14 protein-coding genes are annotated in these 14,650 nt (G+C 66.6%); 5 read left to right on the forward strand and 9 right to left on the reverse strand.

What is annotated here, in order from left to right; genetic code table 11:
* Positions 1–62: 62 nt before the first annotated feature.
* Both P6281_RS12295 and P6281_RS12300 read right to left on the reverse strand, forming a co-directional pair.
* Positions 63–1,082 carry an ABC transporter substrate-binding protein gene (locus tag P6281_RS12295; protein WP_014384681.1) on the reverse strand — a complete coding sequence of 340 codons (1,020 nt, stop codon included), beginning with the start codon at positions 1,080–1,082 and terminating at the stop codon, positions 63–65.
* Positions 1,083–1,289: 207 nt separating this feature from the next.
* A complete protein-coding gene (locus tag P6281_RS12300; RefSeq protein WP_324738914.1) occupies positions 1,290–3,644 on the reverse strand; it encodes a hypothetical protein in 2,355 nt (784 codons plus the stop codon).
* Positions 3,645–3,722: 78 nt separating this feature from the next.
* On the opposite strand from P6281_RS12300, the gene P6281_RS12305 reads away from it, so the two are divergent.
* Positions 3,723–4,685: a LysR family transcriptional regulator gene (locus P6281_RS12305; protein ID WP_008256578.1), complete on the forward strand. Its 963-nt coding sequence runs from the start codon at positions 3,723–3,725 to the stop codon at positions 4,683–4,685.
* 553 nt (positions 4,686–5,238) lie between these two features.
* Complete coding sequence (locus tag P6281_RS12310) at positions 5,239–6,495, forward strand: PPE family protein (RefSeq protein ID WP_036428866.1); 1,257 nt, start codon at positions 5,239–5,241, stop codon at positions 6,493–6,495.
* Between the two features lie 209 nt (positions 6,496–6,704).
* Here P6281_RS12310 and P6281_RS12315 read toward each other — a convergent pair whose 3' ends face one another.
* The 3 genes from P6281_RS12315 to P6281_RS12325 all read right to left on the reverse strand — a co-directional run bounded on the left by P6281_RS12315 (position 6,705) and on the right by P6281_RS12325 (position 8,397).
* Positions 6,705–7,169 (reverse strand): SRPBCC family protein, encoded by a 465-nt coding sequence (locus P6281_RS12315; protein WP_225331369.1) that lies wholly within the window; start codon positions 7,167–7,169, stop codon positions 6,705–6,707.
* A gap of 207 nt (positions 7,170–7,376) precedes the next feature.
* Positions 7,377–8,027 carry an AAA family ATPase gene (locus P6281_RS12320; protein ID WP_324738915.1) on the reverse strand — a complete coding sequence of 217 codons (651 nt, stop codon included), beginning with the start codon at positions 8,025–8,027 and terminating at the stop codon, positions 7,377–7,379.
* Between the two features lie 13 nt (positions 8,028–8,040).
* Positions 8,041–8,397: a type II toxin-antitoxin system prevent-host-death family antitoxin gene (locus P6281_RS12325; protein WP_008256608.1), complete on the reverse strand. Its 357-nt coding sequence runs from the start codon at positions 8,395–8,397 to the stop codon at positions 8,041–8,043.
* A 185-nt stretch (positions 8,398–8,582) separates the two neighbouring features.
* Here P6281_RS12325 and P6281_RS12330 point away from each other — a divergent pair, with 185 nt between their 5' ends.
* On the forward strand, positions 8,583–9,140 hold the full coding sequence (locus P6281_RS12330; protein ID WP_009957154.1) for an FKBP-type peptidyl-prolyl cis-trans isomerase: 558 nt from the start codon (positions 8,583–8,585) through the stop codon (positions 9,138–9,140).
* A gap of 30 nt (positions 9,141–9,170) precedes the next feature.
* Here P6281_RS12330 and P6281_RS12335 read toward each other — a convergent pair whose 3' ends face one another.
* Positions 9,171–9,614 carry a limonene-1,2-epoxide hydrolase family protein gene (locus P6281_RS12335; RefSeq protein ID WP_008256610.1) on the reverse strand — a complete coding sequence of 148 codons (444 nt, stop codon included), beginning with the start codon at positions 9,612–9,614 and terminating at the stop codon, positions 9,171–9,173.
* A gap of 158 nt (positions 9,615–9,772) precedes the next feature.
* Entirely contained in the window at positions 9,773–10,534 is a 762-nt protein-coding gene (locus tag P6281_RS12340) for an SDR family NAD(P)-dependent oxidoreductase (RefSeq protein WP_008256611.1), read from the reverse strand.
* 359 nt (positions 10,535–10,893) lie between these two features.
* Between P6281_RS12340 and P6281_RS12345 the strand changes: the two genes are divergently transcribed.
* Together P6281_RS12345 and P6281_RS12350 are read left to right on the forward strand one after the other, a co-directional pair.
* A complete protein-coding gene (locus tag P6281_RS12345; RefSeq protein ID WP_008256612.1) occupies positions 10,894–11,577 on the forward strand; it encodes a GAP family protein in 684 nt (227 codons plus the stop codon).
* Positions 11,578–11,629: 52 nt separating this feature from the next.
* The gene (locus P6281_RS12350) at positions 11,630–12,397 is read left to right on the forward strand and encodes a class I SAM-dependent methyltransferase (protein WP_041784973.1); all 768 of its coding nucleotides are present in this window, start codon (positions 11,630–11,632) and stop codon (positions 12,395–12,397) included.
* Here the strand turns inward: P6281_RS12350 and P6281_RS12355 are convergent.
* A complete protein-coding gene (locus tag P6281_RS12355; RefSeq protein ID WP_009957156.1) occupies positions 12,394–13,629 on the reverse strand; it encodes an osmoprotectant NAGGN system M42 family peptidase in 1,236 nt (411 codons plus the stop codon). The two genes, P6281_RS12350 and P6281_RS12355, sit on opposite strands and share 4 nt — an antisense overlap.
* Positions 13,630–13,711: 82 nt before the next feature.
* A complete protein-coding gene (locus tag P6281_RS12360) occupies positions 13,712–14,593 on the reverse strand; it encodes an HpcH/HpaI aldolase/citrate lyase family protein (protein WP_009957158.1) in 882 nt (293 codons plus the stop codon).
* Positions 14,594–14,650 lie beyond the last annotated feature (57 nt).

A 14,650-nucleotide genomic window follows, 5' to 3' on the forward strand; every position in this document is an offset into this window, starting at 1 on the left:
TGGGCGCTCGCTTCGGCTGGCGGCCCGCTGAGGTGATCAGACTGAACGTAGTGGATCACGGGTCACCTGCGGCTTGCCGGCTCGGCGAGGACTTTGTTGAGCGGTCCCGGCTCGTACAGGCCGCTGATATCGAGTGGCTTCAGCAACCCTATGGCCACGGCCTTGGAGACCTGGTCGCGCAGTGAGGCCATTCCGGGATCGTTGGTGTAGGTGGTTTCCTCGAAGGAGGCCGCGAGTACATCCGGTTCAAGCCCCTTGCCAAGATCTTTCGCCAGCGCGGCATTGGCAGATTGGGCCGCGCCACCGCGGTCCGTGGCGATACGTTCGGTCGCCTCGGCCTGGGCGCGCAGCAGTCCGGCGACCGCGTCAGGATGGGCCGCAAGGAATTCTTGGCGGACCACCAGGACGGTGATGGTGTTGGGGTCCGACCACAGTCGCACCCCACCAGCCTTGATCATCTGCACGTCGAAAGGCGCGGAGTCGATGGCGCCGACGATTTGGTTGGTAAGGAATTGCTGGACGATCGCCGATTCCGGGCTGGTCGGTTTGACCGAAACATCGCCGCCTCCTTGGATATTCGTCTTCAACCCGTTGTGGGCGAGCCAGTCGCGGAGGCTGACGTCCTGGGTCCCGCCGAGCGCGGGGTCCGCCACGGTCTTCCCTTTGAGGTCTGCGGCGGTCTTGATGTCGGGTTTGACGACCATCGAGGTACCTCCGCTGGCCGCGCCGGAGATGATCTTGATCGCTTTCCCTCCCGATTTCTGCCAGGCGTTGAAGGCGGGATTGGGACCGACGTAGGCGGCGTCGAGTTGGCCAGACAGCAGCGCGGTCACTTCCTCGGTCCCTCGACTGAATGGCTTTGCGGTGAAGTTGACTTGGGGTCCGAGTTGCTTGGCGAAGAAGCCGTCGTGGAGAGCCACCAGTGCCGAGGCGTGCGTGATGCGCGGCAGATATCCCAGGCGCAGCGATACGGCGGAGGAGGTCGGCGACGCGCCCTGGCTCGAGCACCCGGACAGCACGGCGACGGTAGCTGACGCGGCGATCAGCGCGATGAGCTTGCTGCCGAATCGGTGCAGTGACATGGTTTCCTCGAATCGAAACGGATCAGAACCTGGCGGATTTGGCCGCGGCTCACAACGAGAGTTGCTGCCGTACCGCGGGAGCGGTGAGTGCTGATGGCGCGGCGGTGCGCGCGCGTCAGACGGCCCTGGGGGCCGGACAAGCCGCGCAGGTGATGCGGCGCAAGTCGATGTGGAGGCGGCGGGTAAGGCCGGTTCGAAGTCGGGTCACTACGGGGTCCCCGTGGTTCGGGTCACGAACAGCGGGCTTGTCCATACCTGATGCCCATCGAATTGCTTGCCGCGCACGTATATTGCGCTGTCGCCCTTGGGCAGCTGCAGGTTGAGTTCGCCGGTGACGGTGGTCGGCAGTGCCTTCGGGTCGGAGATGCGTTCGAGGCGGACGCGCAGATTGAGACCGCCGACGGCGATGTCACGATGTCCCTCGGTGACGAGCTCCGCCCCGGAAAGGCTCGCCCGGGTGCGCAGGCCGTCTTCCTGCACCGTCGCGTCGAGTTCGAAGCGCGCGCGGCTCAGGTCGGCGAGCCGTATCACGATGCCGATATCCGCGCCGTAAGTCTTGGTATCCCAAGCCACGGCCGGTCCGTCGACATCGACGATCTGCTCGGGATGGGTGATCGCCCACGGCGTTACGTGTTCGACGGCGGTGCCATCGATACGCAGTCGGCCCGACCAGCTGGCCCAGCGGTAGCGGTCACGGTGCCGAGCGCCACCCCAGCTGACGCGAACGAGGTTGGGCGAAAGCCCCGTCTCGGCGTGCAGGTCACGACGCCAGAGCAAACCGGCGCTGTCGTAGACCGTCACGTCATCCCATCCCGTCGTGCCGTACAAGGCGTAACCGGCGGTCAGTTCTCCGGCGTCAGCGGCGAACTCGTCACCCATCCAGTTCTCACCGCTGCGCAGCAGGGCGACCGCGCGCGCACCGGTTGTGGCCCAGGTGCGGCGGGCGCGCAGCGAACGACCGACGTCTGCGGCGGAAAGGGCCGGCGCGAGGACGCCGGTGAGCCCGCCGAAGCCGCCGAAGATGTTGGCGCCTGGCGCCCCGGCCCCCGGCCGTCCGCGGTGTTCATCGCTGGCGGCGCTCGCCCCCAGCCGTAGGCCGCGCGCCAGGGCGTCTTCGAAGAACCATGGGCTACTCCCCCAGGCCGAATGCACCTCGATCAGCCGCTCGAGCTCGGGGTGGTGCCAGTCCAGGATCGCTCGTCGCCCGCCCACGTGCGGGATCAAGAGGTAAGACTCCGGGTCCTTCTCGTAGGCGGCGTATAACTGGGTGACCGGCCAGGTCTGCGGGGTGGGCGCCGTGGTCGCCATGCGCTGGTGCCATTCCAGCGAGCGGGCCAACGTGGTGTCCTCACCGAGGAAGACGACATTGTGGTCGCCGCCGGCGCCGGCGGTCCCGCACCACTCCACTCCGGGGTAGCAGACAAACGCGCCGTCCTCGGCGATCTGCCTGCACGCCCTGACGACGTCGTCCCACGTGTCGTCGGTGATCTGAAAGTCGTTGGCGGTATACCCAAGTACGTCGAGCGCGGCGATATCGCGCGCGTAGTGCAGGTTCCAGTCGGTGTCCTGAGTGCCGACGGTGTCGTTGGAATGAACGTGCAGGTCGCAGAAGTACGCCCGCGGCGACGGGAAGTCGTCGACGATGTCGATCACGGTCTCACCGCCCTGCAGCACGGCTGTGCTTGTCTCGGCGGCAACGTCGATGCGGGTGGCGACCGGCGGCACGCGGAGCGACGCCTTGGACCACCCGTTCGCAGGCGTACGGGCGCTGTCCACGACGACACCGTCGATGAGCGCACGCAACGCCGCGGCAACGTCGGAACAGGTGTTGCCCCAACGGTCTTGCAGATGGGCATGCAGGTGCACCGCCGGCGCATCGCTGCGCACGATGCGAGGGCCGTGCACGACGACTCGTTCGGGTGCACCCGGTACGACCGCAATTCGATGCACATCAGCGTGCGCCATGCGCGACGTGCCCAGCGGGTCGACGAACAGGTGGACCTCGAACTCGTCTTCCACGAAAGTCTGCACGCGTGTCCCGGGGCCGCCGAAACGGCGGTCGCCGCAGCGGATCTCGATCACATCACCGGGACGCAGGTACCCGTCCACGACGTGGATCAGTAGTGACTTCTGAAATGGCCGCTCCCCGCCTTTGACGTCATATCTCGTGACCAGGTGCTGCACCGTCGCGGCACTGTCGTCGGAGGCCCCGCCGATCAGCGACCGACTCACCAAGCGGGCGGTCGCGAAGTCGCGGGCGTCCGGCGACGTTGTCTGCAGATCCCAATCCGAGTAGTAGCGGAAGCACAGCTTCAGCCAACCGCTGTCGGCAATGCCGGATCCCCCGACGGTGTAGGTGAACACCAACTCCTCGAGAGAACCCGCGACCACCCGGTCATGCGAGCAGCGCAACTCTCCCAGGAACGCAAGGCGGTCAAACTGTTCGGTGATTTCGTCGCGCACCGCTGCCACCGAGCAGTCGTTGCCGGCCATGCCTGGCTGCGGACGCACCACGATGCCGGCAGCCGCCAAGGCAGCCGGTGACGACGAATCCGCGGACATGCCCTTGATCCTGAAGGCAACGCATCCACGAGTCCAGTGAATAGATATGATGCGATTAATCACGAAAGATGAAGGATTGTGAACCTGCAGCAATTGCGCTACGTCGTGGCGTTGGCCGAGGCGAATAGTTTCACCAAGGCGGCCGAGGCGATGTTCGTCGTGCCATCAGCCTTGAGTCAGCAGGTCGGTCGGTTCGAAAGTGAGATCGGCTTACGGCTGTTCGAACGGACGACCCGCTCGGTCTCGCTGACCCCCGCCGGTGAAGCGCTGATGCCGCTGGTGCGCCAGGTGGTTGCGGGCATTGACCAGATCGCCGTTGACGCACAGGCTCTCGGCGGCACGGTCGTTGGCCGGCTCACGGTCGGGATGATGGAGATCCCATCCGAAAGCCTCGATGTGGCCACTCTGATGGCGACCTTTCACTCGCACTATCCCGACGTCAGCGTGACGTTGCGCAGCGGCGGCAGCGACGTGCTGATCGAGGCGGTCCGCGACCGGAAGCTGGACGTGGCGATCGTGGGCTCCAACGTATCCAGGACCGGCGGTGCCTTGACGTTCACCCATCTGTTCAGCGAGCCGCTCATCGCCGTCATGCCCGCCCACCACCCGCTCACAAAAAAATCATCGGTGTCGATAACTGCGCTGGCCGCATTACCGTTCATCGACTTTCCCCCTGGCTACGGTCTGCGACACGAAACCGACCGCGGCTTCGCCAACGTGACGCGGCGAGTGGCTTTCGAAGTGACGCGTGTCGATGAGGTCACCCACTTCGTGCGCAAAGACCTGGGTGTCGCGTTGCTGCCCGAATCCGTCGCCCGTACCCGCGCTAACGCCGATCCGAGACTGGCACTGCGGCCGGTCGCCGGAGCTGACATGCACCGCCGGGTAAACCTCGTGGCACCGCGCCCTGAAATGCGCTCCGCCGCATGCCAGGCCTTTGTCGGTTGCGTCGCCGACCACATCGAACAGACCGTGCCGTCTCGCGACGCGTTGTCGAAAAAGACTGCGGGAACCTCGAAGCGGACCCGCCGCTCCAACTGATGCATGCCGTCACCTGGTCCGTGGCAGGGCCGGCGTTCGATGGTCGCGCGGTGCAACACATGGACATGCGACTCAGGAGCTGGACGCCATGAAGCAAGCCAACATTCGATGGCGACGCAATATCGTCGCCGTGCGAGCGGGAAGCCGGCAAACGGCCTCGCGGCCAAAACGCCCCTTTCGAATTATTTGACGCCGAGATTTTTACTGATGAAAACTGTTTCATCGGGCAACGTTTCGTGCGGAAGTTGGCTTCCGTTCACGCCGGGGTACTTCCCGATTCGTCCGAGGTAGACGGGGCGCAGGGGCGCTTATGCCGACCCCCATCGCCAAGGCGCGCCCACTGCCCTCCGGGGGTGGTGACCGTGCGGAGTCGGCCCTTGTTGGTCGATGTTGCTTCCGCCGGAGCTGGCTAGTCTTCTGGGCACACGAGCATTCAAGCCATCGGCGGCCAGGGTTTTCGATAGCTGAGCATGCTGAATGCTGTTGAAGGACAACGTTATCGGCGGTTGAGATGCTGGCCGACGTTGGCCATATCCGGATGCGGAGGGAAGCAATGGATTTCGGAGCGTTACCTCCGGAGATCAACTCCGGCAGGATCTACTCAGGCCCCGGGCCGGCCCCGTTGTTGGCCGCGGCGGCCGCCTGGGACGGATTAGCGTCCGAATTACGCGCCACGGCAGCGTCTTACGGGTCCGTCGTCGCAGAGCTGAGAACCGCGTGGAATGGCCCCTCGTCGACGTCGATGGCGGCCGCGGCCGCGCCGTACGTTGCGTGGCTAATCGGCAGCGCCGCGCAGGCCGAGCAGTCGGCCAGTCAGGCGAAGGCGGCGGCGGGCGCGTATGACGCCGTCTTCGCGGCCACGGTGCCGCCGCCGGTGATCGCGGCCAACCGGGCGTTGTTGGCGTCACTGGTCGCGACCAACATCCTGGGCCAAAACACCCCGGCCATCGCGGCCACCGAGGCCCAGTACGCCGAGATGTGGGCCCAAGACGCGGCCGCGATGTATGGCTATGCGGGTTCCTCGGCGGCCGCGACTCAACTGGCCCCGTTCACCGCGCCGCCGACGACCACCGACAGCGGTGCGGAAACCAACCAGGCCGCCGCGGTCGCCTCGGCGGCCCAGTCCTCGGCGAGTTCCAACGTGGAATCCACGGTCTCCCAGGCGCTCTCGCAGGCCCCGGCCGCGACGCAAACCGCGGCGACGGCGACGACGTCGCCGGGAATCTCGCTCGGCCTCGGGGAAGCCACGGGGGGCTTGAAGAGTTTCAACAACTTCCTCAACGTCCTTACCGGGCCCTACTCTCCGATCGGGATCGGGACCGCGGGGAAGGGTTTTTATCAGCTCGCGCTCAATGTCCGCGGGATGGGCGCCAACCTGCGAAGCATCGGTGGCACACTGCATCCGAAAGGCCTCCACGGGGTTCTGGCTCCGCTGCTGCACAGCGATCTGCTGACCGGCTCCACCTCGTTCCAGCCGCCGAGTGCGGGAACGGTGTCGGCGGCAGTGGGCCGTGCCGGTGTCGTCGGGTCGCTGTCGGTTCCGGCGAACTGGGCCTCGGCCGCGCCCGCGATCAGGACCCTGGCCGCCGAGCTGCCCGAGACGATGCTCGACGCCGCACCGGCGATGACCGTCAATCCCGGCCAGGGCCTGTTCGGCCCCACCGCCCTGTCGAGCCTGGCCGGACGCGCCGTCGGGGGCAGCGCCACCCGCGCGGTGGCCGGGCCGGCGGTCCGGGTGCCCGGGGCGGTGGCCGTTGATGACATCGCCACCACCTCCACGGTCATCGTGATCCCGCCGAACGCGAAATAAGGAAAGGCACGGCCATGGTTTTCGCCGATTTGGCGGCGGTGCCACCAGAGGTCATCTCCATCCAGCTCTACGCCGGTCCGCATCCTCTTACGGCTCGGCGATTTCGAATCTGACCAGCGAGTCGCGGGAGGGTCCGTCGTCGGCCTCCATGGCGGCCGCGGCGGCGCTGGTGCGCCGTGCGCGCCCAATGTTGTTGCGGCACTGGTGCGTCAGGTGTTCGCTTGGTCGCTGGTCAAAGCCCGCTCTGCTGTTCGCAGGACCATGCGGATTCCCAATCCGATTAAGGGCGCATAGAGCCGGGTGAATAAGCCAGCGAGGACGGGGCTTTTGAGGCGGAAGCTTGTTGTCCATAGAACTTCGGTGCCTCCCGGCACCTCCTGCAACGTCACCGAGCCACCGCTGTGTTGCGCTGGCGGCACGGTTGACAGGGCTTGGTAGCTAATCGAGTGTGGCCGTTCGAACGCCGTGACCACTTCGGTGACTTTCGAACCCGAGCTGGCGAATTCACGAATTGAGCCGACTCCAAAAGGCTCTGGCCCATCGACCGGGCGAACGCGGGAGTAAAACATCCCCGGTATGTCACTCCAATTGTTTCCGTTAATGAGCCAGTCGAACACCGCGTCGATCGGCGCGGCGATGGTCCGACGCCGGCTTACCGTCCGCATTGCGCCCATCGATCATTCCGACCGGTAGGTTCGCGGGCCACCGGAGCTGCTGCGCAAAGGGCTGACCGCGCGCATCGCGATCGTCACGGTTGCCATCGATGTCAATGCGGGCCTTTCCCTCGAGGTACGAGCATTATCGAACCGAGGCGGGCGACGGGGTCAAGACCGTGCTGGCAAATCGAGAACAATTTGCGGTTCCGAGATCCAGACTCCCGCTTACGATCCCTGCGCGAGCTCCAACGCCGCCGCGACGACCGGCTTGGCCCAAGCCGGTGTGGAGCTCAAGTCGGACGGCCCGACGATGCGGCCGCGGTCCATGTGCAACACCAAGACCGGCTTCGGCGCCTGCCCCTCGGCGGGATCGGCGCTCGCCGAGTTGTCGTACATCCGCAACCCGGTGAGCACCGGCAGTAGTTTCACGAGATTGATCAGGCTGTGGCGGTAACGGCGACGGACGTCGGCGTCGGAAATGTCATGCCCGCCGGCGCGGACCCGTTGGCGGACCCGCTCGATGCAGGTATCGGCGCTGTCGAGGCCGACATAGAAAACATGGACCTCGAGTCCGCGCTTGGCGGCCTCGGCCAGCAGTGCCGGCATCGTGGTGCCGCCGAGCGTGGTCTCGAAGGTGAAGTCGAGGCGTTGATCGATCGCCCGCTGCAGCATCTTTCGGCCCTGTTCCCACGCCGCGGCGTTGGCCTCGGCCTGGCCCAATCCGGGGTTGGCCGCCATGATCTCTCGCGCGGCCTCGTCCGGGTTGTAGTACTCACCGCCCTTGTCGCGGATCGTCGCGCCCACGACGCTGCTCTTGCCGACGCCGTTGACGCCCGCCAACACGTGTATCTGCGCCCGTGTCGTCGTGCGAGCCATGGGCCGCGCCGGATCAGCGCAGCGGCGCGGTGCGTGCCGCCTTCACCGCGGCGGCGCCCAGCTCTTCCGGTGTGGCGTCGAACGCGGCGGCGACCCCGGCTTTGGCCTTCGGCGTCTGCATGGTCGCCAGCAGTTCGTCGAAGCGTGCACTGAGGTCGTCGAGGGCGGGTGCCGCCGTTGCGGCCAGGGCCTCGAATTCGGCGTACGACAGCAGCACTGCCCTGGGGGTGTTGTGCTTGGTGATCACCACCGCCCCGCTGACCGCGGCCTCATCGAAGACTGTGCCGAACTCATTTTTGAGGCGGCTGGCGGTCACCGAGGGGACATCGACGAGCTTGCCGTCGCGGTTGCGGAACGAGACGGTGGACATGGCGCTCCCTCCTTGGTCTGCACCTTAGCCATTCTAGCTGCTTTGTCCATTTTGTACGAATGGCCTATTTTGCGCCGAGAACCTCTGCCTTATCGTTCGGGCACTCATCGAAAAAATTGCGCAGCGCAGTCGCTACAGATGAGCTACCAGCAAGGCGCGCGATGCGTCGCTGTAGCGTGACGGCCGTGAACTCGTTCCGGATGTATTCGTCTGTGGCGCTCGCGGCCGGCGCCGCGGCAACCGCTCTCCTGCTCGCTGGATCGGGCACGGCCAACGCGGCCGACTCGTGCCCAACCGCGGCACCGCAGAATGGTGGAACGCCTGACTGGACCCTCGCCGGGAACACGGGGAGCGTCGCCGTCACCGGGTCCACCGACACGACGGCCCCGCGGGTGACCGTGACGGCACCGTTCGCCGTGACCCAGACGCAGGTGCATACGCTGCGCGCCGGAGATGGACCCGTGGTCTCGAGCACCGCGAAGGTCTCCGTCTGCTACATGGGTGTCAATGGTCGTGACGGGTCGGTGTTCGACAGCAGCTACCAACGCGGCGCCCCCGTCGACTTCCCGCTCACGGGCGTCGTGCCGGGCTTCCAAAAGGCCATCGCGGGACAAAAGGTGGGGTCCACCGTCGCCGTCGCGATGGTCCCCGCGGATGGCTACCCCGAAGGTCAGCCCAGCGCCGGAATCCGCCCGGGTGACACGCTGGTTTTCGCGATCAAGATCCTCAGCACATCGGGCTAGCTCCGCCCGCCAAACACCCTGCGCCGGCGACTAATTCGTCAGCGGGGCGAACATCAGCGCGGGATCGATGCCGAGTTGCTGCGCGACGTGGGCGGTGTCCCAATACTCTCGCCAATGAGCGATCGCACCGTCGCGAACCTCGAAAATGGCTGTGACATAAAACGTGACGGCCACGCCATTCATAGAGTTCACGTCGACTCGTTCGACGACGACGGTGTCGCCGTCGGACACGATCGTGCGGATCTCGCTCCCCTCGACCATGCCGGTCGACAGCGTGTTGTGCTTCTCGAGTTCTGCGCGCGCCGCGTCGCGTCCCCGCACGACCGGGGACAGCGGAACGTGGAGTTGCCACACGAAGTCCTCGGCCATGAGCGCGGTCATCGCGTCGATGTCCATGCTCTCGCCGTAAGCGGCATGTATAAAGTCGACCACGATCTTCTCGTTGTCGTTTTTGGTCGCAACACTTTTCGACATCGCGTTTTCCCTTAAGTGCCAGTGCGGGTGTTCGTCATTCGTCGAACTGTAGAGGGCCGCGCCCGTCGGCGTCCGCGCTTCGCGCGATTCGCGCAGGTATACGAAGCGCTTAGCTCCACGCTGTGGTGGGTACTGCCGTGGCAGCCGCGCGTTCTGCGTCAGACTTGGTTGAATCCACCGTCGGCGGTAACCGTGGATCCCGTGGTGAAGCTGGACAGATCGCTCGCCAAAAAGACCGCGGCATTGGCGATCTCGATGGGATCGGCGAAGCGACCCAATGGAATGGTCGCGATGCGGCCGGCGCGGAACTCTTCGATCGACGCTTCCGGGTCGGTTTGCGCGGCCAGTCTATCGCTGCCCGGGGTGGCGGTGGACCCAGAGACGATGACGTTGACCCGGATGTTGCGGTCGGCGAGCTCGTTGGCCCAGGCGCGGGCCAGTGATCGGACGGCAGCCTTGGTGGCGGCGTAGATGCTCAGCCCGGCGCGGCCGCGGTCGGCGGTGGTGGAGCCCGTCAGGATGACCGAGGCGCCGTCGTTGAGCAGGGGCAGCGCTTTTTGGACGGTGTGCACGACCCCCTTGACGTTGGTGGTCAGCAGCGCGTCGAGGTCATCGTCGGTGATCTCCCCCAGCCGCGCCACCCGGGTCACCCCCGCGTTGGCCATGACGATGTCGAGGCCCCGGCCGGCGGACTCGACCTCCCCATAGAGCCGATCCAAGTCCTCCGGAACGCCGACATCGCCGGCCACGGCGGTTGCCCTCGGTCCCAATTTGCTTGCCGCGGTATCGAGTTCGGTCTGACGCCGGCCCGTGATGAACACCCGTTCGGCACCTTCGGCGAGGAATCGCTCGGCGGTGGCCAGCCCGATCCCCGAATTGGCGCCGGTCACGACGGCGGTCTTGCGGTCGAGCAATCCCATTCAGTTCTCCCGGTGTCGGCGCGGCGGTGTCGGCGGTCTATGCCCGAGTTCGTTTGGAAGCCGGGTCATTTCCAGCAAACCCGATGAGGTATTCGTGCAGCCCCTGCGGTGTCAGCGTGTTCATCGGTGGCGCGCCTCCGGATTCGATGTGCTGTGGCTGTGTGGATGCGTCAGCCGCTTCGTCGACGCCTCGATCATGCCGCGGATCGCCCGCGCTGGCGCCATCGCCCCCTGCGTGAGCGCTCCGGTCTGACCGTATTGTCTGCAGCATGATCGCCGCTTTGATCGTGTCGCCGTGGTCAGTGCCCAGCCGCTTCCGAGCACCCGGCGAATCCGCACGCTAGAGCCGGTACAGGCGCGTGGCAGCTCTGATTCTTGCCCTGGCGGGGCTGGCGTTTCTCGATTCGCTGAACGTCCTCAACGTGGGCGTCGTCTCGGCGGTCATCTTCGACAGCCGGCTCGGTCGCCGCTCCCCCATCCCGGGCGCCTTGAGCTTCGTCGCGGGCGTGTTCGCCGTGACGACCACCTTCGGCCTGTGCACGGTGCTGGGTATCAGCTTCATCACCGAGGCGTTCGATTTTCACATCACGCCGGCCATCCGGTTTCGTGGCGAATTGCTGTTGGGGATCGTGCTGATCGGCTTGGCATACTTCCCGCTGACCGCACAATCGTCGGCGCCCGGCTGGGCGATGGCGGCCATGCGCAAACGTCCGTGGCTGCTCGGATTCCTCGGGCTGGCGGTGGGAAGCGGACAAGCGCCGACCGCGGTGCCCTACCTCACGGGGCTGGCCATGCTGGCCGCGTTGCATCCCCGGCCCCCGCTCTGGCCGCTGGTCATCATCACCTACTGCGCAATCGCGGTGTCGCCGCCGCTGGCGATCCTTGCGCTGTCGATGAGACGAACGGTGCGGGCCGCGCGCATTCAGCGGGGACTGGTGCGCGCGCTCACCCGCTACGGCCCCATGTCGGTGCGGCTTCTGTTTCTCGTTTTCGGGGTCGGCCTCATCGCCGATGCGCTCGTCAATCACAGCGCCCTCTGGTGACGCGCGATCCTTTCTCACGTTCTGCATAGCGAGCTGGATTACGTTGTCGCGTGTGACTGATCGTCAAGCGCGCGCAATGTCGTTCGGATCGATCGCCGAAAACTACGACGGGCTGCGTCCGCAGGCCCCGCGGCAGGCGGTGGACTGGTTGATGCCATCGGAGTGCGAGGTGGCCGTCGACGTGGGCGCGGGGACGGGGCTGTTCACCCGCACGCTCATCGGCAGGGCGGCACAGGTCATCGCCGTCGAGCCCGACGCCCGGATGCGCGCGGTGCTGGCCGAGCGCTCCCCCGGCGTCCGCGTCCTCGAGGGCAGCGGTGAGTCGATCCCACTCCCCGACCGTGCCGCGGACGCCGTGTTCGTCTCGGCGGCGTGGCACTGGATGGATCCCGAACGGGCGGTTCCGGAAATCGGGCGGGTGCTTCGCGACGGCGGGCGCTTCGGCCTGATTTGGACCAGTCGCGATCGCGACGTGGACTGGGTCCGCGACCTCGACCTGCTGCCCGGCGACGAAAGGACTGAGGCGGATGCCCCCGAACGCTTCCGCCAGCTCCACGAAAACGTCACACTCCCCGATCCGCAGATCTTCCACCAGGTGGCCCGCGAGGCGTTCACCTTCGTGCGCACGATGAGGCTCGACGACGTCGTCGGGATGGTGGGCACCTACAGCAGGATCATCACCGCGTCTCCCGACGACCGCGAACGCCGGCTGGCCAACGCCCGCGCTGTGTTGCGTGAGCGCTTCCCCGCGGCTGATTCGATCGACGTCCCCATGCAGTCCCGCTGCTGGCGCGCCGACCGGATGCCCCGCGGCTGTTAGGCCTGGGGTCCCTCCGACGGCGGCCACGGCGTGCCGGGCGACGCCTCGCCCGGGCTTTCGTAATCGCCGCGAGACAGCGGCACCCACCGCTCGCTGGGCGCGGGCTGCTTCGACGACGGAAAGTCGCGCAGACTGCCCGTCGGCTTGGCGTCCCACTTGGCGAACGTCAACGGCGTCTGCAGCCATGCATGCAGCAGGTTGTAGGCGGCTTCGAGCGAATCGATGTGGGTGCGCTCCCAGCCGTGGCTGCCGTCGAGACCGAAGCCGACGAGCGCGGCGCGGGTGTTCGCGCCCGCCTCGATCGCCGCGGCGGCGTCGGAACGGTAGTAGCGAAAGATGTCGCGCGCGAACGGGATTCCCCGCTCCTGGGCGAGGCGGCAGAGCTTGCGGGTCAGGTGGTAGTCGAAGGGCCCGTGCATATCGGCCATCGGGATCGTCACGCCGTCCTCGAGCGAGTGCTGCCCGGGCGCGCACACCGCGTTGTCCACCGACACCAATTCGGCGACGTCGGCGGGCAGCCCGTGGCTGGCCCCGTGGCCGACCTCCTCGGTGATGGTGACCATGATCGTGGTGCGGTGCGGCAGCACCACCTTGTTCTCGGAGAAGTTCTTGGCCAGCGCGAGCGCGATCGCGACGCCCGCCTTTCCGTCCAGGTGGCGGGAGACGATGAAGCCGTCGGCGGTGAGCTCGGGGCTGGTGATCAACGCGACGAAGTCGCCGATTTGCAGGCCGAGGCGAAGCAGGTCCTCGCGCGAGGACACCTTGCGGTCGATCCGAACCTCGACGTGGTCCCAGTCGGTGGGTTGGGTGTCGATCTCGTCGCCGAACGCATGTCCGCTGGACTTGAGCGGCATGACCGTGCCGGTGATGAACTCGTCGGGGTCGTCGATGAAGATGCGCACGCGGGCTCCCGCGGCGAACCGGGCCGAGAAGGTGCCGACCGGGACCAGTCCCAGGCGGCCGTTGTCCTTGAGGTCGCGGACCATGCAGCCGATGGTGTCCGAATGAACCACCAGCGCCCGGTCGGTGGTCGCCGACTCCCCCGGGAGCTCCGCGGTCAGCGCCCCGCGCCGCGTCAGCGTGAACGGCACGCCGAAGTCGTCGAGGATGTCGCCGATCACCTGCATCACGGCATCCGTGCGCCCCGACGGACTCGGGGTCTGCAGCAGTGCGAGCAGCGTGTCGATCATCCACGTGCGGTCGGCCTCGGCCATGGCCGCGGTCTCGCCCACCTTGTCTCCTCTCGAGTCGTCGGGAATCGCGTACAACCTACCGTGTGGCCGACCCCGATCGCTCTGCCCGGCCTAATCCGAGCTAGGAAGCGGTTTCCATCTCCGCGATCAAATCGGCCAGGGCGAGAATCCGCTGGGCGTCGCGCACGTGCAGGCTCTCGATCATGCGGCCATCGACCGTGATGACGCTGGTGCCCGCGGCCCGCGCCTCCTCGTAGGCCGATACGACCTTGCGGGCGTCGTCGAGCTCCTTCTGCGATGGGCCGAACAGCTCGTTCGCCGGGGCGATCTGTGACGGATGGATCAGGGTCTTGCCGTCGAATCCCATTTCGCGGCCGTGCTGCGCCTCGGCCCGGAATCCGCCCTCATCCGTGATGTCGTTGAACACGCCATCCAGAATGATTTTTCCGGCCGCCCTCGCGCCCAGCAGGGCCATGCCCAGCGCGGGGACGACGGGCGCGCGCCCGGGGACGTGCAGGCCGTGCAGCTCGTTGACGAGATCGTTGGTGCCGACCACCAAACCGGCCAGGCGCTCGCTGGCCGACGCGACCTCCTCGGCCCTCAGAAACGCCCGGGGCGTTTCGATCATCACCCACAGCTGCAACGACTTCGGTGCCCCCAGCGCGTCGAGCGCGTCGGCCAGCGCCCGAACCTGTTGGCCCGTCTCGACTTTCGGCACCAGCACCCCGTCGGCGGCCGATCCGGCCACCGCGGCCAAGTCGTCGCTGTGCCAGTTGGTGTCCAATCCGTTGATGCGCACCACGACCTCGCGGGGCCGGTAGCTGTCCGACGAGACGGCCTCGCACACCGTCGCACGCGATTCGGCCTTCGCGTCGGGCCCCACGGCGTCTTCGAGGTCGAATATCAGCACATCCGCCGGCAGCGATTTGGCCTTCTCCAGCGCCCGGGGCTTGTTGCCGGGCAAGTACAGGGCGGAGCGGCGCGGGCGCAGGGTCGGTGCCATAGCGTGATTCGCTTCCTGTCGTCTAGTCGTGCGGGAAAGGAGTCACCTGCATGTGGC

Source organism: Mycobacterium sp. 5-140-3-2 (assembly GCF_035666375.1).
Classification (GTDB): Bacteria; Actinomycetota; Actinomycetes; order Mycobacteriales; family Mycobacteriaceae; genus Mycobacterium; species Mycobacterium intracellulare.